The sequence below is a fragment of the Streptomyces sp. NPDC030143 genome (assembly GCF_055573695.1).
Map to the genome: position 1 here is coordinate 659367 of NZ_JBVIAY010000001.1, position 17410 is coordinate 676776.

Annotated in this window: 14 protein-coding genes; 10 read left to right on the forward strand and 4 right to left on the reverse strand. The window is 74.1% G+C overall.

Going from position 1 to position 17410, the window contains the following annotated elements:
- Nucleotides 1-143 precede the first annotated feature (143 nt).
- Together ACZ4YY_RS02910 and ACZ4YY_RS02915 are read right to left on the reverse strand one after the other, a co-directional pair.
- Nucleotides 144-416 (reverse strand): ferredoxin, encoded by a 273-nt coding sequence (locus tag ACZ4YY_RS02910; RefSeq protein WP_468283037.1) that lies wholly within the window; start codon nucleotides 414-416, stop codon nucleotides 144-146.
- 6 nt (nucleotides 417-422) lie between these two features.
- Complete coding sequence (locus ACZ4YY_RS02915; protein ID WP_468283040.1) at nucleotides 423-1880, reverse strand: aldehyde dehydrogenase; 1458 nt, start codon at nucleotides 1878-1880, stop codon at nucleotides 423-425.
- 125 nt (nucleotides 1881-2005) lie between these two features.
- On the opposite strand from ACZ4YY_RS02915, the gene ACZ4YY_RS02920 reads away from it, so the two are divergent.
- The 7 genes from ACZ4YY_RS02920 (at nucleotide 2006) to ACZ4YY_RS02950 (ending at nucleotide 10098) form a co-directional block, all read left to right on the forward strand.
- Nucleotides 2006-3055, forward strand: a complete 1050-nt coding sequence (locus ACZ4YY_RS02920) for an MBL fold metallo-hydrolase (protein WP_468283043.1) — start codon at nucleotides 2006-2008, stop codon at nucleotides 3053-3055.
- Between the two features lie 567 nt (nucleotides 3056-3622).
- A complete protein-coding gene (locus ACZ4YY_RS02925; protein ID WP_468283046.1) occupies nucleotides 3623-4864 on the forward strand; it encodes a prenyltransferase/squalene oxidase repeat-containing protein in 1242 nt (413 codons plus the stop codon).
- Nucleotides 4861-5502, forward strand: coding sequence for an SCO2322 family protein (locus ACZ4YY_RS02930; RefSeq protein ID WP_468283049.1), 642 nt, complete (start codon nucleotides 4861-4863; stop codon nucleotides 5500-5502). The genes ACZ4YY_RS02925 and ACZ4YY_RS02930 overlap by 4 nt, the downstream gene beginning before the upstream one ends.
- A 208-nt stretch (nucleotides 5503-5710) precedes the next feature.
- Nucleotides 5711-6784 (forward strand): energy-coupling factor transporter transmembrane component T, encoded by a 1074-nt coding sequence (locus tag ACZ4YY_RS02935; protein WP_468283052.1) that lies wholly within the window; start codon nucleotides 5711-5713, stop codon nucleotides 6782-6784.
- A gap of 60 nt (nucleotides 6785-6844) precedes the next feature.
- Nucleotides 6845-8542, forward strand: a complete 1698-nt coding sequence (locus ACZ4YY_RS02940) for an ABC transporter ATP-binding protein (RefSeq protein WP_468283055.1) — start codon at nucleotides 6845-6847, stop codon at nucleotides 8540-8542.
- Nucleotides 8539-9363: an ECF transporter S component gene (locus ACZ4YY_RS02945; protein WP_468283058.1), complete on the forward strand. Its 825-nt coding sequence runs from the start codon at nucleotides 8539-8541 to the stop codon at nucleotides 9361-9363. Before ACZ4YY_RS02940 ends, ACZ4YY_RS02945 begins: the two co-directional genes overlap by 4 nt.
- 312 nt (nucleotides 9364-9675) lie before the next feature.
- Complete coding sequence (locus ACZ4YY_RS02950) at nucleotides 9676-10098, forward strand: aggregation-promoting factor C-terminal-like domain-containing protein (RefSeq protein ID WP_468283061.1); 423 nt, start codon at nucleotides 9676-9678, stop codon at nucleotides 10096-10098.
- Nucleotides 10099-10388: 290 nt separating this feature from the next.
- On the opposite strand, the gene ACZ4YY_RS02955 is transcribed toward ACZ4YY_RS02950, so the two are convergent.
- On the reverse strand, nucleotides 10389-11624 hold the full coding sequence (locus ACZ4YY_RS02955; RefSeq protein WP_468283064.1) for a cytochrome P450: 1236 nt from the start codon (nucleotides 11622-11624) through the stop codon (nucleotides 10389-10391).
- Between the two features lie 170 nt (nucleotides 11625-11794).
- On the opposite strand from ACZ4YY_RS02955, the gene ACZ4YY_RS02960 reads away from it, so the two are divergent.
- The gene (locus ACZ4YY_RS02960) at nucleotides 11795-12964 is read left to right on the forward strand and encodes a steroid 3-ketoacyl-CoA thiolase (RefSeq protein ID WP_468283067.1); all 1170 of its coding nucleotides are present in this window, start codon (nucleotides 11795-11797) and stop codon (nucleotides 12962-12964) included.
- A gap of 133 nt (nucleotides 12965-13097) precedes the next feature.
- Here ACZ4YY_RS02960 and ACZ4YY_RS02965 read toward each other — a convergent pair whose 3' ends face one another.
- Nucleotides 13098-15155 (reverse strand): bifunctional glycosyltransferase 87/phosphatase PAP2 family protein, encoded by a 2058-nt coding sequence (locus ACZ4YY_RS02965; protein WP_468283070.1) that lies wholly within the window; start codon nucleotides 15153-15155, stop codon nucleotides 13098-13100.
- Between the two features lie 282 nt (nucleotides 15156-15437).
- Here ACZ4YY_RS02965 and ACZ4YY_RS02970 point away from each other — a divergent pair, with 282 nt between their 5' ends.
- Together ACZ4YY_RS02970 and ACZ4YY_RS02975 are read left to right on the forward strand one after the other, a co-directional pair.
- Nucleotides 15438-16601 (forward strand): DUF2330 domain-containing protein, encoded by a 1164-nt coding sequence (locus ACZ4YY_RS02970; RefSeq protein WP_468283073.1) that lies wholly within the window; start codon nucleotides 15438-15440, stop codon nucleotides 16599-16601.
- Between the two features lie 127 nt (nucleotides 16602-16728).
- Nucleotides 16729-17400 (forward strand): O-methyltransferase, encoded by a 672-nt coding sequence (locus ACZ4YY_RS02975; protein WP_468283076.1) that lies wholly within the window; start codon nucleotides 16729-16731, stop codon nucleotides 17398-17400.
- Nucleotides 17401-17410 lie beyond the last annotated feature (10 nt).

Consider the following 17410-nt stretch of genomic DNA (forward strand, 5'->3'; position numbering starts at 1 on the left):
GCTGCCGGCGGATGCCGTGGCTCTCGCCATGGCGTCTCGCCGAAGTCGGCTACTCCGGTCGAACTCCCTCACTCGCCTCGTAGGCCAATAACAGGATATAACGACTGCCGCCGTACATAACCCCCCAAGTTCATGATTTTTTCTCAGTCCTCCGGCGGGAAGACCGGTTCCCCGTTCCCCGCCAGCGTGATCGTGATCGCCTCCACCGGACAGCTCTCGGCCGCCTCCAGCACCCGTTCGCTCGCGTCCGTGTCCGGGTCGAGCGGGCGGGACTGGCGGGCGGGGTCCAGGCGGAAGCCGTCCGGTGCGTGGTGGACGCACTGGGCTGAGCCGATGCACAGGGAGCGGTCGACCTCGACGTGCCAGCGGTCGGCCGCCCCCGCGCTCGGGTGCGCTCGCGCGGGAGGTACCCCCATCGGGCCTCAGCCCTCCCAGCCGGCCGGGAGGTGGATCATCTTGTGCTCGAGGTACGCGCCGTAGCCCTCCGGGCCGAACTCCCGGCCCAGTCCCGAGTTCTTGTAGCCGCCGAACGGGCCGAGCATGTCGAGGCTGAAGGTGTTCACCGAGTAGGTTCCGGTGCGCACCGCGCGGGCGACGTCGATGCCGTGCTCGACGTCCGCCGTCCACACACTGCCGCTGAGGCCGTAGTCGGAGTCGTCGGCGATCTTCACGGCCTCGGCCTCGTCGCCGTAGGGCAGCAGGCAGATCACCGGGCCGAAGATCTCCTCGCGGGCGATGCGCATGGAGTTGTCGACGTCGCCGAAGAGGGTCGGTTCGACGTACCAGCCGCGCTCCAGGCCGGCCGGGCGGCCGCCGCCGACGAGGATCTTGGCGCCCTCCTCCTGGCCGAGGCGGATGTAGTCGAGGTTGCGCTGTTGCTGGCGGCGCGCGACCAGCGGGCCGACCTGGGTCGCCGGGTCGAGCGGGTCGCCGACGACCAGCGCGCTCGCGGCCGCCGCGAAGGCCTCGGCGAACTCGTCGTAGCGGGAGCGCGGCAGCAGGATGCGGGTCTGGGCCACGCAGGCCTGCCCGTTGTTCATCCAGGCGGCCGGGACGATACCGGCGACCGCCGTCTCCAGGTCCGCGTCCGGCAGGACGACCGCCGCCGACTTGCCGCCCAGCTCCAGGGTCACCCGGGTGAGGTTGCGGGCGGCGACCTCCATCACGCGCTTCCCGGCCGCCACCGATCCGGTGAAGGAGACCTTGTCGACGCCGGGGTGGCCGACCAGGTACTCGCTGACCTCGCGGCCCGCCGGGAGGATCGACAGCACGCCCTGCGGAAGCCCCGCCTCCCGTGCGATGTCCGCCAGGATGTAGGCGTCCAGCGGCGACTCCGGCGACGGCTTCAGCACCACCGTGCAGCCGGACAGCAGCGCGGGAGCGAGCTTGGCGGCGGCGACGAACTGCGGGACGTTCCAGGGGACGACCGCCGCGACCACCCCGACCGGCTCGCGCCGCACGAGGATCCTCCCCAGGACGCCGTCGCGCCGCTCCTCGTGGGGGAAGCCGCGGGCGACGGTGATCGCCGCGTCCCACACCATCATCGCGCCGAGGGCCTGCGCGAGGACGCTCCAGGAGTAGGGGGAGCCGTTCTCGGAGGAGATCACCCGGGCGATCTCCTCGTGACGGGCGGCGATGCCGTCCTTGATGCGGGTGACGACGGCGATCCGCTCGTCGAGGGAGAGCCGCGGCCAGGGTCCCTCGTCGAAGGCCCGGCGGGCGACGGCGACCGCGCGGTCCACGTCGGCCGTGGAGGCGTGCGGGACGCGTCCGACGACCTCCTCGGTGTGCGGGGAGATCACCTCGATGACGTCCCGGCCCAGAGGGTCGGTCAGCTCCCCGCCGATGAACAGCTGTGCGTGTTCCACGAGTTCGGCCATGGCGACCCTCCTGAGGAGCCGACCGTCCGTTTCTGACGGTGTTTCAGGAACTGATACCAGTTCTCGTTATAGTGGGCAATGGCCGTGAGCCGCGGGGCGCGGGGCGCAGGGGCGGAGGGCAGCAGATGAACAGCAGCCAGGACGAACCCGGGACGCACGTCCACGACCACGGCGGCGGGGTCCGCTCCCTGCGGGTCCCCATCCCGGACAACCCCCTGGGCCACACGCTGGTGTACGTCGTCGACACCGACCGCGGTCCGGTCCTGGTCGACACCGGCTGGGACGACCCGGCCTCCTGGGACGCCCTCACCGCCGGACTGACCGCCTGCGGCACCTCGGTCGCCGAGTTGTACGGCGTCGTCGTCACCCACCACCACCCCGACCACCACGGTCTGTCGGGCCGGGTGCGGGACGCCTCCGGGGCGTGGGTGGCGATGCACGCGGCGGACGCGGCGATCGTGCGGCGGGCCCGGGGAACCCGCCCCGACCGCTGGTACGCGTACATGACGGACAAGCTGGTGGCGGCCGGCGCGCCCGAGGACCACGTGGCTCCGCTGCGCTCCGCTCGGCGCCGCACCCTGCCCGGCCTGTCCCCCGCCCTGCCCGACCGGGAGATCACCCCCGGCGAACTCCTCGACCTGCCCGGCCGCCGGCTGCGCGCGGTCTGGACGCCGGGCCACACCCCCGGCCACGTCTGCCTCCACCTGGAGGAGGAGCATCCCGCGCGGCTCCCGGGCCGCGGACGGCTGTTCTCCGGCGACCACCTCCTCCCCGAGATCACCCCCCACATCGGTCTGTACGAGGACCCCGACGACACCACCGTCACCGACCCCCTCGGCGACTACCTGGACTCCCTCGAACGCGTCGGCCGCCTCGCCCCCGCCGAGATCCTCCCGGCCCACCAGCACGCCTTCACCGACGCCCCCTCCCGGGTGCGGGGGCTGCTCGCCCACCACGAGTCCCGCCTCAGCGGCCTGCTCGCCCTCCTCGCCGAGCCCCTCACCCCCTGGCAGCTCGCCGAGCGCATGGAGTGGAACCGGCCCTGGGAGCGGATCCCCCACGGTTCGCGGAACATCGCGGTCTCGGAGGCGGAGGCCCATCTGCGGCGCCTGGTGAAGCTCGGCCGCGCGGAGGCGGCGGCGGGGGGCGAGCCGGTGCGGTACGTGGCGGTGTGAATCCGGTCGCGGGGGGCGGACGGGTACGCGACAGCGACGACGTACGCACCCCTCGAACCCGGCGGAACCCGGTGCCCCGCAGACGCCTCCGCCCCCGCGGGACCCGCCGTCGCCTCGCCCCCTACCGCGTGTACGGCCATCAGGGCGGCATGGTGACCACCGGACAATCGTCCGGATCGGCCACCACGAGGACGGCCTGTGCCGCGTCGCGCGGGCCGGGGCGGTGGCCGGGCGGGCGGGGACCCGGGCGTCCTCCCCGTGGTCCCCATGGCGGTCGGGACGCCGAACCCGGCGGCCGGACGGGTACCCCCTCGGGGGGTTGGTTACGGGCGAGTAGAGTGGCCGGGTCGTCATCACACCCGTACGGGGGGAAGCCGGTGCAATTCCGGCGCTGACCCGCAGCCGTGACCACCTCGAGTGGCAGCCGGACCGCCCCGGACGGGACGTGACCGGCTCACGCGCGCCGGCAACACGCCGTCGCACGGCACCGTCGAGGTCTACGGAGCCGAGCCGCCGGGGTGTCCCGTGCTGCCCGGCTCCCCGAGCAGGGAGAGGCATCCGCCGATCATGAACGTCCGCCGCAGTGCCGCGGTCCTGGCCGCCACCGCAGTGATCGGCGCGGCCGCCACGCCCGCCGTCGCCGCCGGCCCGACCCCGTCCGCCTCGCCGTCCGCGGTGCTCCCCTCCGGCCTGTACGGCGGCACCGACCCGACGTACGACGGGGTGTGGCGGCAGTCCCTGGCCCTGCTCGCGCAGGACACGGTCGGGGTGCGTCCGGCGCGGCAGGCCGTGGACTGGCTGACGGGGCAGCAGTGCGCCGACGGGGCCTTCGCCGCCTTCCGCGCGGACCCCGCCGAGGCCTGTGACGCCAAGCTCATGGTCGACACCAACAGCACGGCCGCCGCCGTCCAGGCCCTCGCCGCCCTCGGCGGCCACGACGCCGCCGCTGAGCGGGCCGTCACCTGGCTGAAGTCCGTGCAGAACGCCGACGGCGGCTGGGGCTACACCCCCGGCGGGGCCAGCGACACCAACTCGACGTCGGTCGTCGTCGGCGCGCTCGCGGCGGCCGGCGAGCGGCCCGGGGACGTCCGCAAGGGCGGCCGGTCGCCGTACGACGCCCTGGTGAAACTCTCCCTGCCCTGCCAGGGCGCCGACGCGGGCGCCTTCGCCTACCAGCCCGACAAGCGGGGCGGGCTCGCGGCCAACGCCGACGCGACGGCGGCCGGTGTCCTCGGCGCGCTCGGCAAGGGCCTGGCGCCCACGGCCGGTCCGAAGGCGGACGCCACCTGCGCCGGCACCGGCACCCCGGCACCGCAGCGGGCCGCGGCCAACGGCGCCGCCTACCTGGCGAAGGCCGTCGCCAAGGACGGGTACCTGACGTCGGTGCTCCCGGGTGCCGAGAACCAGCCGGACTACGGCAACACCGCCGACGCGGTCGTCGCGCTCGCCGCGCAGGGCGGCGCCGAGCGCGCGCGCAAGCCGCTGACCTGGCTCCAGCGGAACGCCACCCCCTGGGCGAAGCAGAGCGGCCCCGCCGCCTGGGCCCAGCTGGTGTTCGCCGCCCACGCGACCGGCACCGACCCGCGCGCCTTCGGCGGCACGGACCTGGTCGCGGCCCTGAACGCGACGGGTCCGGCGCCCCGGACGAGCGGGCAGCCGCCGGCCTCCGCACCGGAAGCGGACGAGCGGCAGGAGGACGACAAGGACTCCGACGACGGCTACGGCACCTGGTGGACCGTCGGCGTCTTCCTCGTCGCCGGCATCGGCATCGGGTTCCTGATCAGCGGCCGCAGGAAGCGGCAGCCGTGATACGCCGGGGGGGCGCCCTCGTCCTGGCCGCGCTGTTCGTGATCCTGGCCGGCCCCGGCCGGGTGGAGGCGGCCGGGTACCGGTACTGGTCGTTCTGGGAGCGCGACGGCGACCGCTGGACCTACGCCACCCAGGGTCCCTCGACCGCCCGCCCCGCCGACGGCGACGTCCAGGGCTTCCGGTTCGCGGTGAGCGAGGACTCCCGGGACGCCTCCCAGCCGCGGGGCGAGGCCTCCTTCGCGGCGATCTGCGCGCGGACGCCCGCGCGGGAGGGCACCAAGCGGGTGGCCCTGGTCATCGACTTCGGCACCCGTGAGGACGCCCCCGGTGGCCGGACCCCGCCCGCCGCCCGCCCGGCGTGCGCCCGGGTCCCCGAGAACGCGACGACCGCGGAGGCTCTCGCCTCCGTCGCCGAGCCCCTGCGCTACGACGCGAACGCCCTGCTGTGCGCGATCGCCGGGTATCCGCGGACGGGCTGCGGAGAGCAGGTGGCGGCGGGCGGGGACGAGCCGGCGTCCGCGCGCCGGCCGGAGAGCGACGGCGGCGGCCCGTCGGTGGGGGTGTACGCGGGCGGAGCGCTGGTCGCCGCGCTGGCGGCGGCGACCGTGTGGCAGGCGCGGCGGCGCGGGCGTGGCTAGGGCCCTTCCGATGGATCTCCGTGGGAGAAGGAGCGGCGTCCGGTGCGTGCTCTCGGCGTGCGGCGCGGAAGTCCTCGTAGCGGCGCTGCTTGGGCTTTCGCGCGGTGCGGCGAGAGTGCGTGCCGGGCGTCGCGACGCCGCGGAGATCCATCAGAAGGGCCCCAGGCCGACCGCCTCGGCCGGGCACGCCGGGCACCCCGTGCGCGCCGTGCCGTCCGGTGCGTCGGTGCACCCCGCCGCCTGGTGGGTGTGGGCCCTCGCCCTCGGCACGGCGGCCACCCGCACCACCAACCCCCTCCTGCTCGCCGTCCTGCTCACGACGTCCGCCTACGTGGTCGTCACCTGCCGACCGCACACGCCCTGGTCCCGCTCCTGGTCGGCGTTCCTGCACCTGGCCCTCGCGGTCCTCGTCATCCGTCTGCTCTTCGTCGTCGTCCTCGGCTCCCCGGTCCCCGGCACCCACGTGATCGTCACGCTGCCCGAAGTCCCGCTCCCCGACTGGGCGCGGGGCGTCCGCCTGGGCGGCCGGGTCACCGCCGAGGGCACCCTCTTCGCCCTGTACGACGGCCTCCGCCTGGCCACCCTCCTGGTCTGCGTCGGCGCGGCGAACGCCCTCGCCAGTCCGTCCCGGCTGCTGAAGACCCTGCCCGGCGCCCTCTACGAGACGGGGGTCGCCGTCGTCGTGGCGCTGACCTTCGCCCCGCACCTCATCGCGGACGTGCAGCGGCTGCGGGCCGCCCGCCGACTGCGCGGCCGCCCGGACAAGGGGCTGCGCGGACTGCTCCAGGTGGGTCTGCCCGTCCTCGAGGGCGCCTTGGAGCGCTCCGTCGCCCTCGCCGCCGCGATGGACGCCCGCGGCTACGGCCGCACGGCCGATGTTCCCGCCCGCGTCCGCCGGACGACCGCCGCGCTCACCCTGGGCGGCCTGCTCGGGGTGTGCGCGGGCACGTACGGTCTGCTCACCGCCGCCGGCGGTGCCCACGGTCTGCCGCTGCTGCTCGCCGGAGTCGCCGCGGCCCTCGCCGGACTGCGGCTCGGCGGCCGCCGTTCGCCACGCACGCGCTACCGCCCGGACCGCTGGACCCCGCGGGCGTGCCTGGTCGCGGCGTCCGGTGTCGCGGTCGCCGCGCTCCTCACGCTCGCGTCCGCCGTCGACCCGGTCGCGCTGCACCCCGGCGTGGTCCCGCTGACCGTGCCCACACTCCCCCTCCGGCCGGCGGCGGCCGTCCTCGTCGGTCTGCTGCCCGCCTTCCTCGCCCCCACGAACCACCGGCCGTCGTGAACCACAGGCCCCGATGAGACACCAGGCCCCCATGAACCCCCAGGACCACAGGGAACCGTCGTGATCCGCTTCGAGAACGTCTCCGTGACGTACGACGGCGCCGCCGCACCGACCGTCCGGGACGTGGACCTCACCGTCCCGGAGGGCGAACTCGTCCTGCTCGCCGGCCCGTCCGGCGTCGGCAAGTCGACGCTGCTCGGCGCGGTCGGCGGGCTCGTCCCGCACTTCACCGGCGGCACCCTGCGCGGCCGGGTCACGGTCGCCGGCCGCGACACCCGCACCCACCGGCCGAGGGAACTGGCCGACGTGGTCGGCACGGTGGGCCAGGACCCGCTCTCCCACTTCGTCACCGACACCGTCGAGGAGGAACTCGCCTACGGCATGGAGTCGTTGGGGCTGCCGCCGGCCGTGATGCGCCGCCGGGTCGAGGAGACCCTCGACCTGCTCGGCCTGGCCGCCCTGCGCGACCGTCCCATCGCCACGCTCTCCGGCGGGCAGCAGCAGCGCGTCGCGATCGGCTCGGTCCTCACCCCGCACCCGCAGGTCCTCGTCCTGGACGAGCCGACCTCCGCCCTCGACCCGGCCGCCGCCGAGGAGGTCCTCGCCGTCCTCCTCCGCCTGGTCCACGACCTGGGGACGACGGTGCTGCTCGCGGAACACCGCCTGGAACGCGTCCTGCAGTACGCCGACCGGGTCGTCCTGCTGCCCGCCCCCGGCGCGGCCCCGCTGCTGGGCACCCCGGCCGACATGATGGCCGTCTCGCCGGTGTTCCCGCCGGTGGTGGACCTGGGCCGGGTGGCGGGCTGGTCCCCGCTGCCGCTGACCGTGCGCGAGGCCCGGCGGCGGGCCGGGGAACTGCGAGAACGGCTGGAGGGGAAGGCTCCGGGCCACGCCCCCGCGCCGGCCGCCGAGCCGCCTTCGCCCCCGCCCCCGCCGCCGCGACCGGCCCGCCCGGCGCTGCTGCGTCGGCGGCGCCGGCCGTCCCCGTCCGAGCCCACCGCCGCCGCACCGCCCGCCGAGGTCAGCGCCCTCGCCGTGCGCCGGGGCCGCGTCCAGGCCCTCCGCCACGTCGACCTGACCGTCTCCCCCGGTGAGACGGTCGCCCTGATGGGCCGCAACGGCGCCGGGAAGTCGACGCTGCTCAACACCCTCGTCGGCCTGGTCGAACCGTCCGCCGGGACGGTCCTCGCCGGCGGGGCCGTCCCGCACCGCAGCACCCCCCACGACCTCGTGCGCCGCGTCGGCCTCGTCCCGCAGGAGCCCCGTGACCTGCTGTACGCCGACACGGTCGCCGCCGAGTGCGCGGCCGCCGACCGGGACGCGCGGGCCGCGTCCGGCACCTGTCGTGCCCTGGTGTCGCGGCTGCTGCCCGGCGTCACCGACGACACCCACCCCCGCGACCTCTCCGAGGGGCAGCGCCTCACCCTGGCGCTGGCGATCGTCCTGACCGCCCGCCCTCCGCTGCTCCTGCTCGACGAGCCGACCCGGGGCCTGGACTACGCGGCGAAGGCCCGGCTGGTGGCCCTCCTGCGGGAGCTGGCCGCCGGCGGACACGCCATCGTCCTCGCCACGCACGACGTGGAACTCGCCGCCGAGCTGGCCCACCGGGTCGTCCTGCTCGCCGAGGGCGAGGTGATCGCGGACGGCCCGACGGCCGAGGTGGTCGTCTCCTCACCGTCCTTCGCCCCGCAGGTGACGAAGATCCTCGCGCCGCAGGAGTGGCTGACGGTGGCACAGGTGCGGGAGGCCCTCGAATGACGACGGCCGGCAGGGCCCGGCCGCGGGCCGTCCGGCTGGGCCCGCGCTCCCTGGTCGCCCTGGTGCTCGTCAGCGCGGTGGGGGTGATCGCGTTCACCTGGCCGTTCCTCGCCCCGCCCGCCTCCACCCTGAACGCCCACGCCCAGGACGCCCCCTGGCTCTTCGCGGGCCTGCTGGTCCTGCTGGTCGCGGTCGTGACGGCGACGATCTCGGAGTCGGGGCTCGGCGCGAAGGCGGTCGCGATGCTGGGCGTGCTGGCGGCGGCCGGGGCGGCGCTGCGGCCCCTCGGGGCGGGCACGGCGGGCCTCGAGCCCATGTTCTTCCTCATGGTGCTCAGCGGCCGGGTCCTCGGGCCGGGCTTCGGCTTCGTCCTCGGCTCGGTCACGATGTTCGCGTCCGCCCTGCTCACGGGCGGGGTGGGCCCCTGGATGCCGTTCCAGATGCTGGCCATGGGCTGGTTCACGATGGGCGCGGGGCTGCTGCCGGGCGCCGAACGCCTGCGCGGCCGTGCCGAACTGCTGCTCCTCGCCGGTTACGGCTTCCTGGCGGCCTTCGCCTACGGCACGGCGATGAACATGGCCGGGTGGCCGTTCATGGGCACCCTGGCCTCGCGGATCGCCTTCGACCCGGAGGCGGCCGTCGCCACCAACCTGGCCCGCTTCGTCGCGTACTGCGTGGCGACCTCCCTCGGCTGGGACCTGGGGCGCGCCGTCGTCACCGTCGTCCTCACCTGCACGCTGGGTCCGGCGGTGCTGAGGGCGCTGCGGAGGGCCACGCGGCGGGCGGCGTTCGAGACCCCGGTCACCTTCGAGGGCCGGTGAACGGTGAAGCGCCCCACATGACCCAGGTCACCTACGATCCGGCGTAGTGGGCCGATTCGGCTGCCATGTACACGCAGGTGACCCGTCTGACCTGCGCGTCGAGATCCCGGTCACAGGGGCGGCCTTCCCCCCGCATGCGGCCGCAACTAGTAAAAGGGGTCATTGCGGGCATCTGGCGAGCCTGCTTCTCTGGATGACGTCGCACGGCGCCGACGTGCCCCCACGGGCCTCGGCGCCGACGCATGTCCCGGCGCCTCCACACGGATCCGGCACGCACCGCGACACCCCTGCCCCCGAACGAAAAGGTTCTCCGTGCCCGTCTCCGTCATCCGCCGCATCGCCTCCCCGAAGAAGGCCCTGACCGCCGCCGCCGTGGCCGCCGCCACCGCCGGGATGGCCCTGACCGCGGCCCCCGCCCAGGCCGCGTCGGCCAGGACGGCCTCCGTCTCCGAGGCCAAGGCGATCGCCCACCGGATGATCCCGGACGCCGCGCAGTTCGACGCGTTCAGCCACATCGTCCAGCACGAGAGCGGATGGGACGTCGACGCCACCAACGCCTCGTCCGGCGCCTACGGCCTCGTCCAGGCCCTCCCCGGCTCCAAGATGGCCTCGGCCGGCTCCGACTGGAAGACCAATGCCGAGACCCAGATCGAATGGGGCCTGGACTACATGGACTCCCGCTACGGCAGCCCGGTCGGCGCCTGGAACTTCTGGCAGGCGAACGGCTGGTACTGAGGGGTTCCCGCAGAAGAGAAGCCCGGCTCGCGACGTCCCCTTCTGCTCGGAGCTCAAGCCACCCCCAAAAACGCGAAAGCGGCGGCCCTCGATCCCCGGGCCGCCGCTTTCGCCCTGTTGTCCGCCCCGGGCCGCCGCTTCCGCCCTGTCCGCCCCGGGCCGCCGCTTTCGCCCTGTCCGCCCCGCCCCGCGGTGAACTGTGCGGATGACCGGGCCCACGGAACCGGAGACCGTCGACCCCGAGGCCCGCGGGCTGCGACTCGTCCCCGTCCTGCTGCCTGAGCGCCGGGTCAGCCGGCGCTGACCCGCAGCTCCTTCACCCCGTTGATCCAGGCCGACCGCAGCCGCCGCGGGTCCCCGGCCGGCCGCAGTCCGGGCAGGGCGTCGGCGAGGGCGTTGAAGATGAGGTCGATCTCCAGGACGGCGAGCGACTTGCCGAGGCAGAAGTGCGGCCCTCCGCCGCCGAAGCCGAGGTGGGGGTTGGGGTCCCGGGTGACGTCGAAGACGTCGGGCCGGTCGAACACCTCGGGGTCGCGGTTGGCGGAGGCGTAGAAGACGCCGACCCGGTCGCCTTTCCTGATCGGCTTCCCGCCGAGCTCGGTGTCCTGGGTGGCGGTCCGCTGGAAGGCGACGACGGGGGTCGCCCAGCGCACGATCTCCTCGGCGGTGGTGACCGGCCGTTCCCGCTTGTAGAGCTCCCACTGGTCGGGGTGGGTGAGGAAGGCGTGCATCCCGTGGGTGATGGCGTTGCGGGTGGTCTCGTTGCCCGCGACGGCGAGCATCAGCACGAAGAACCCGAACTCGTCGGAGTTGAGGTTGCCCTCGTCCTCGGCGGCGACGAGCGTGGAGACGATGTCGTGCGCCGGGCACCGCTTGCGCTCGGCGGCCATGTTCATGGCGTACGCGATCAGCTCGGCGGCGGACTGGGCGCCGACCTCCGCGGTGATGGCGTACTCCGGGTCGTCGTACGCGATCATCTTGTTGGACCACTCGAAGATCCTGGCCCGATCGTCCTGCGGGATGCCGATGAGTTCGGCGATGGCCTGCAGCGGCAGCTCACAGGCGACGGAGGTGACGAAGTCGAAGGGCCCGTCGATGTCCCGCGCCGCGGCCACGATGGCGGTGGCCCGCGCCCGCAGCCGGTCCTCCAGCGCGCGGATGGACCGGGGCGTGAACCCGCGCTGCACGATCTGCCGCACCCGGGTGTGCTCGGGCGGGTCCATGTTCAGCAGGATCAGCCGCTGGGCGTCGATCGAGTCGCGCTCGATGTGCTCGTTGAAGCGGATGATCGCGGTGTTGAGGGTGGAGGAGAACAGCTCGGGGTGGGTGGAGACGTACTTGACGTCCGCGTGGCGGGTCACCGCCCAGTAGCCCTCGTCCTGGAAGCCGGCGACGTTGCCCGACTGCGGTATCCAGCGGACCGGTTCGGCCCGGCGCAGCTCGGCGAACTCCGGCAGGGGCACGCGGTGGTGCAGCAGGTCGGGGTCGGTGAAGTCGAACCCGTCGGGAAGCGCTGGACAGGGCATGGGGCGGCTCCAGCCGTCTGGCGTCACATCTGACGGTTCATCAGAAAGAGTGCGGCGAAGGTAGTCGAGGCACCTGAAGGCTGCAAGACCCTTGCGGTGACCTACGTCACGTCAGCAGACTGCTGGCAGTTGAACTAGAACACGTACTAGTTCGAAGGGATCCCGCACCCATGGCTGCCGAACCCGTGATCGTGGAAGCCGTCCGCACCCCCATCGGCAAGCGCGGCGGCGCGCTCGCCAACCTGCACCCCGCCTACCTCCTCGGCGAGACCTACCGCGAACTCCTCGACCGCACCGGCATTCCCGCCGACGCCGTCGAGCAGATCGTCGGCGGCACGGTGACCCACGCCGGCGAACAGTCCATGAACCCCGCCCGCACGGCCTGGCTGACGATGGGCCTGCCGTACGAGACGGCGGCGACCACGGTCGACTGCCAGTGCGGCTCCTCGCAGCAGGCCTCGCACATGACGGCGAACATGATCGCGGCGGGCGTCATCGACGTCGGGATCTCCTGCGGCGTGGAGGCGATGTCGAGGGTCCCGCTGGGCTCGGGGTCGAAGCACGGCCCGGGCAAGCCGTTCCCCGACGAGTGGAACGTCGACCTCCCCAACCAGTTCGAGGCGGCGGAACGCATCGCGCGCCACCGGGGCCTGACCCGGCAGGACGTGGACCGGCTGGGCCTGGTCTCCCAGGAACGGGCGGCGGCGGCCTGGTCCGAGGAACGCTTCAAGCGCGAGACGTTCGCCGTCCAGGTCCCCACCACGGAGGAGGAGCAGGCGGCCGGCCAGGGCATGTGGCGCCTGGTCGACCGCGACGAGGGCCTGCGCGACACGTCGACGGAGGCCCTGTCCGGTCTGAAGCCGATCATGCCGCAGGCGGTCCACACCGCCGGCAACTCGTCGCAGATCAGCGACGGCGCGGCCGCGATCATGTGGGCGTCGAAGCGGATGGCGCGGGCGCTGAAGCTCAAGCCGAGGGCCCGGATCGTCGCCCAGGCCCTGGTCGGCGCGGACCCCCACTTCCACCTGGACGGCCCGATCGACGCGACCAGGGCCGTCCTGGGCAAGGCGGGCATGTCCCTGAAGGACATCGACCTCGTCGAGATCAACGAGGCCTTCGCCTCGGTGGTGCTGAGCTGGGCGCAGGTCTTCGACGCCGACCTGACCAGGGTCAACGTCAACGGCGGCGCGATCGCCCTCGGCCACCCGGTCGGAGCGACGGGCGCCCGCCTGATCACGACCGCGCTCCACGAACTGGAACGCACGGACAGGGAGTTCGCCCTGATCACGATGTGCGCGGGGGGCGGACTGGCGACGGGGACGATCCTCCAGCGGTTGTAGGCCGGCGCGGGAGGACACCCACGGGTACAGGGCCGGTGCGGGAGGACACCCACGGGCACAGGGCCGGCGCGGCCGACGAACTCCCCTGGCGGGGCCCGGGGTGACAGCGGAGCCCCGCCCGACGTGCCGAAGGTCAGCCGGACGCCCCGTCCTTCTCCAGTACCGCCCGCCGGTCGCTCACCGGAGCCGGCGCGGGCGTCGGTGTCCGGCCGGCTCGGGGGCCCTGGAGGAGGTGGGTCAGGGCGAAGCCCCCGACGACCACCGCCGCCCCGCCCGCCGCGTCCAGGACCCAGTGGTTGCCGGTGGCGACGATCGCGGAGGCCGTGAAGAGCGGGTGGAGGAGGCCCAGGGCCTTCGTCCACGGCTTCGGCGCGACGATCGCGATCACCATGCCGCACCACAGGGACCAGCCGAAGTGCAGCGACGGCATCGCCGCGTACTGGTTGGTCAGCTCGGTCAGCGTGCCGTAGTCCGGCTTGGAGAAGTCCTGGACGCCGTGGACCGTGTCGATGATCCCCAGGGCCGGCATCAGGCGCGGCGGGGCCAGCGGGTACAGCCAGAAGCCCACCAGGGCCAGCAGGGTCGCGAAGCCGAGGGCCGAGCGGGCCCAGCGGTAGTCGACCGGGCGGCGCCAGTACAGGAGCGCCAGCACGGACAGCGGGACCGCGAAGTGGAAGGACTCGTAGTAGAAGTCGAAGAAGTTCCGCAGCCAGGGCACACCGACCACCCAGTGGTTGACGGCGTGCTCGACGTCGAGGCGCAGGAGGCGTTCGAGGTCGAGGATGTCCTGGCCGTGGGCCTCCGCCCGGGCCCGGCCGCCCGGGTTCGAGCCGCCGGTGGCCGCGAGGCGGACCTGCTGGTAGGCCGCGTACGTCACGCGGATCAGCAGCAGCTCCAGCAGGAGGTTCGGGCGGGTGAGGACCCGCCGCAGGAAGGGCAGCAGCGGTACGCGTCTCCAGCGGCCCGGGACCGGCGCGGCGTACTCGGCGGGGACGGGGGCGCGGTAGTACGGCGAGGTCCGGGAGAGGAACGGGAGGACCGTCGCGGCGGCGATCGCGGCCAGCAGGACAGCGTTGTCCCGCAGCGGGTACAGGGTCGCCATGTTCGGCAGCAGCATCTTCGCCGGGAGGGTCGTCACCAGGACGACGGCCACCGGCCAGACCGGTCGGTCCGAGGCGCGTCTGCCGACCCGGCCGACGACCGCGAGCAGGACCCACAGCAGCTGGTGCTGCCACGTGGTCGGGGACACGACGATCGCCGCGCAGCCGGTGATCGCGACCGCGAGCAGCAGTTGGCCGTCGCGGGCGTGGCGCACGGCCCGGCGGACGCCGAGGACGGCGACGGCGGCGCCCAGCGTGAGGAACAGGGCGATCTCCGGCGGCCCGGACAGGCCGAGTCGGAGCAGGGCGCCGTGCAGGGACTGGTTGGCGAGGGCGTCCGCCGGGCCGCCGAGGCCGGCGCCCGCCAGGTGGTGGACCCAGTAGGTGTACGAGTCGTGCGGCATCGCGGCCCAGGCGAGCAGGGTCGCGCCGGCGAACGTCGCGCCGGTGGCGAGGGCGGCGTTGCGGCGGCCGGTCAGCCACAGGAGGGGCGCGAAGAACAGCATCGTCGGCTGGAGGGCGGCCGCCACGCCGATCAGCGCGCCGCCGGACCTCCGGCCCCGTACGACGAAGCAGCCGAGCAGCACCAGCAGGACCGGGATGACGCTGGTCTGGCCGAGCCAGAGGGTGTTGCGGACGGGCAGGGACAGCATGAGCAGGCTGATCGCCACCGGGGCGGCCAGGAGCGAGGTGCGTCTGCTCACCGGTTGCGGCAGGGCACGGGCGGCCACCAGGCCCAGGGCGACGACCAGCAGCAGCGTGCCGAAGGTCCAGCCCCAGCCGAGGGCCTGCTCCGCCGCCCGGGTGAAGGGCTTGAGGACGAGTCCGCCGAAGGGCGTGCCCGTGAAGCGCGTGGAGTCGTAGAGCGAACCGTTGACGTGCAGGACGCCGTTCGGTCCGACCCAGGTCTCCAGGTACGTCAGCCGCTCTCCGCGCGGGGTGCCGAGGACGACGGCCACCTGCCGTACGGCGAGGAGCGCCGCGACCAGCCAGAGGCCGACGCGGGCCACGCGCAGGCGCGCTCTCCCCGTGCCGGCCGCCGTCGCCCCCGAGGCCTGCGCAGGTCGCCCGCTGTGCTCCACATTCGCCACGCCTCGTCGGCCTCCCGCCCCGTTCGTCCCACGCGTGCCGGCGCATGGGGGTTGCCCGGACGAACCCTGTGAGGCTCGACGCGCCCCTGGAGAGAGACGCAGGCCGCCCGGACTTCACCTGACGTCTGCTCCCCTTTTGTCCCGAAGACGATAGTGCGCCGGAGGGGGGGGCCGCCTCCGCAGAGCGCGGCGTGCGTCGCGGCGGGAACGGAACCACCGCCTTCGCCGTGCCGTCGTAGCCTGCGCGAACGGTGATCGACGAACGGTGGAGGTCTGCGAGGCATGGTCGGTTTCCCGCGGGAGGGGCACATACGGCGGACACGGCGGGCACGGCTGTGGACGCTGCTGTTCGCCCTGCTCGCCACCCAGCTCGGCTCGCTCGTCGCGCCGGCCTACGCGTGCGGCTGCGGCGCGCTGGTCCCCGGTGACCAGCGTCGTGTGGCGGTCGGCCGCGAGGAGTCCGTCGTGCGGTGGGACGGCACGCAGGAGCAGATCGTGATGAGCCTGACGGTGAACGGCGACGCCGACCGGGCCGCCTGGATCATGCCGGTCCCGAGCCGGGCCACGGTGAGGCTGGGCGACCCGGAGATCTTCGAGCAGCTGGCCGAGGCGACGGCGCCCGAGCACCGCACCCGCCACTACTTCTGGCCGCAGGACGGCGACTGGCCGCTGCCCGCGGGTGACGGGCTGTCGGGGGCCATGCCCGGGGACGGCGCCGCCGCCGGGGTGGGCGTGGTCGGGCGGGAGCGGCTCGGGCCGTTCGACGTGGCCCGGCTGACCGCGACCGACCCGGCCGCGCTGGAGGACTGGCTGGGCGACAACGGCTTCACCTTCCCGCCCCGCCTGGAGACGGCCCTCCAGCCGTATGTCGACCGGCGCTGGGAGTACGTGGCGGTACGGCTGGCCCCGCAGACCCCCGGCACCCCGCTGGGCGGTCAGCTCGACCCGCTGCACCTCACCTTCGCCAGCGACACGCTCGTCTACCCGATGCGGCTGTCGCGGCTGGCGAGCACCCCGCAGTCGCTGGGTCTGTACGTACTGGCCGCCCACCGCATGGAACCGGTGTCCGGGATCGGCGGCGAGCGGCCCCGGGTCACCTTCGCCGGACGCGTCGACACCGCGGCGGGCCCGCTGGGCGAGCTGGCGGCGGGCACGCCGTTCCTGACGGCCGTGGCCCAGGAGTTCCCGGAGCCGTCGCGCATCTCGGCGGACCACGAGCTGCGCCGCACCGCGCGGGACACGGCGTACCGGCAGGTGGTCCACGACGACCGGTTGCTCACGGTGGGCGGGTTCCCGGTCTGGCTGCTGACGGTCGGCGGCGTCCTCGCGGCGCTCACGGCGGGGGTGGTCGCCGTCGTCGTACGCCGGGGACGCGCGGACCGGATCGTGCCGGAGCCGCCGTACCCGCACCCGGACGTGCCCTTCTCCCCTGGTCCGAACGGCTGAATTCACCCGGTGGGCCACCCGGCCCACCCGGTCGGAGGGGAACTCCGGTGCGGTGGGCGCCGTTGACCGAGTAGTTAGCCTGCCTAAGCAGACGGTCGGGCACGGGATGACACGAGAGGCAGAGCGCATGAGCGAGTCGCAGGTCTGGGACGCCGTCGACGCCTACTTCACCGCCCACCTCGCGCCGGACGACGAGGTGACCGCGGCCGCGCTGCGCGACAGCGAGGCCGCCGAACTCCCCCAGGTCAACGTCACCGCGAGCCAGGGCAAACTGCTCCAGCTGCTCGCCGAGATCCAGGGCGCCCGCACGATCCTGGAGATCGGCACGCTCGGCGGGTACAGCACGATCTGGCTGGGCCGGGCCCTCCCGGCCGACGGCCGGCTGATCTCACTGGAGTACGAACCCCGGCATGCGGAGGTCGCCCTGCGCAACATCGCCCGCGCGGGACTCGACAAGCAGGTGGAGGTGCGGGTGGGAGCGGCACTGGACTCGCTGCCGCTGCTGGCCGACGAGAACCCGCCCCCGTTCGACCTGGTCTTCATCGACGCCGACAAGGTCAACAACGCCCACTACCTGGAGTGGGCGCTGCGGCTCACGAGCGCGGGCAGTCTGATCGTCGTCGACAACGTCGTGCGGGGCGGCCGGGTGGCCGACGCCGACAGCGCCGCGGAGGACGTGCGCGGCACCCGCGCCGCGATCGAACTCATCGGCGCGCACCCGAGGTTGACCGGCACCGCGATCCAGACGGTCGGCGCGAAGGGCTACGACGGGTTCGCGCTGGCGCGGGTCCTGGCGTAGCCCGGCCGGT

Coding starts and splice junctions, on each gene's coding strand:
- ACZ4YY_RS02920 (WP_468283043.1), top strand. CDS start 2,006: ATGAACAGCAGCCAGGACGAACCCGGGACGCACGTCCACGACCACGGC.
- ACZ4YY_RS02945 (WP_468283058.1), top strand. CDS start 8,539: ATGACGACGGCCGGCAGGGCCCGGCCGCGGGCCGTCCGGCTGGGCCCG.
- ACZ4YY_RS02915 (WP_468283040.1), bottom strand. CDS start 1,880: ATGGCCGAACTCGTGGAACACGCACAGCTGTTCATCGGCGGGGAGCTG.
- ACZ4YY_RS02960 (WP_468283067.1), top strand. CDS start 11,795: ATGGCTGCCGAACCCGTGATCGTGGAAGCCGTCCGCACCCCCATCGGC.
- ACZ4YY_RS02925 (WP_468283046.1), top strand. CDS start 3,623: ATGAACGTCCGCCGCAGTGCCGCGGTCCTGGCCGCCACCGCAGTGATC.
- ACZ4YY_RS02975 (WP_468283076.1), top strand. CDS start 16,729: ATGAGCGAGTCGCAGGTCTGGGACGCCGTCGACGCCTACTTCACCGCC.
- ACZ4YY_RS02955 (WP_468283064.1), bottom strand. CDS start 11,624: ATGCCCTGTCCAGCGCTTCCCGACGGGTTCGACTTCACCGACCCCGAC.
- ACZ4YY_RS02910 (WP_468283037.1), bottom strand. CDS start 416: ATGGGGGTACCTCCCGCGCGAGCGCACCCGAGCGCGGGGGCGGCCGAC.
- ACZ4YY_RS02970 (WP_468283073.1), top strand. CDS start 15,438: ATGGTCGGTTTCCCGCGGGAGGGGCACATACGGCGGACACGGCGGGCA.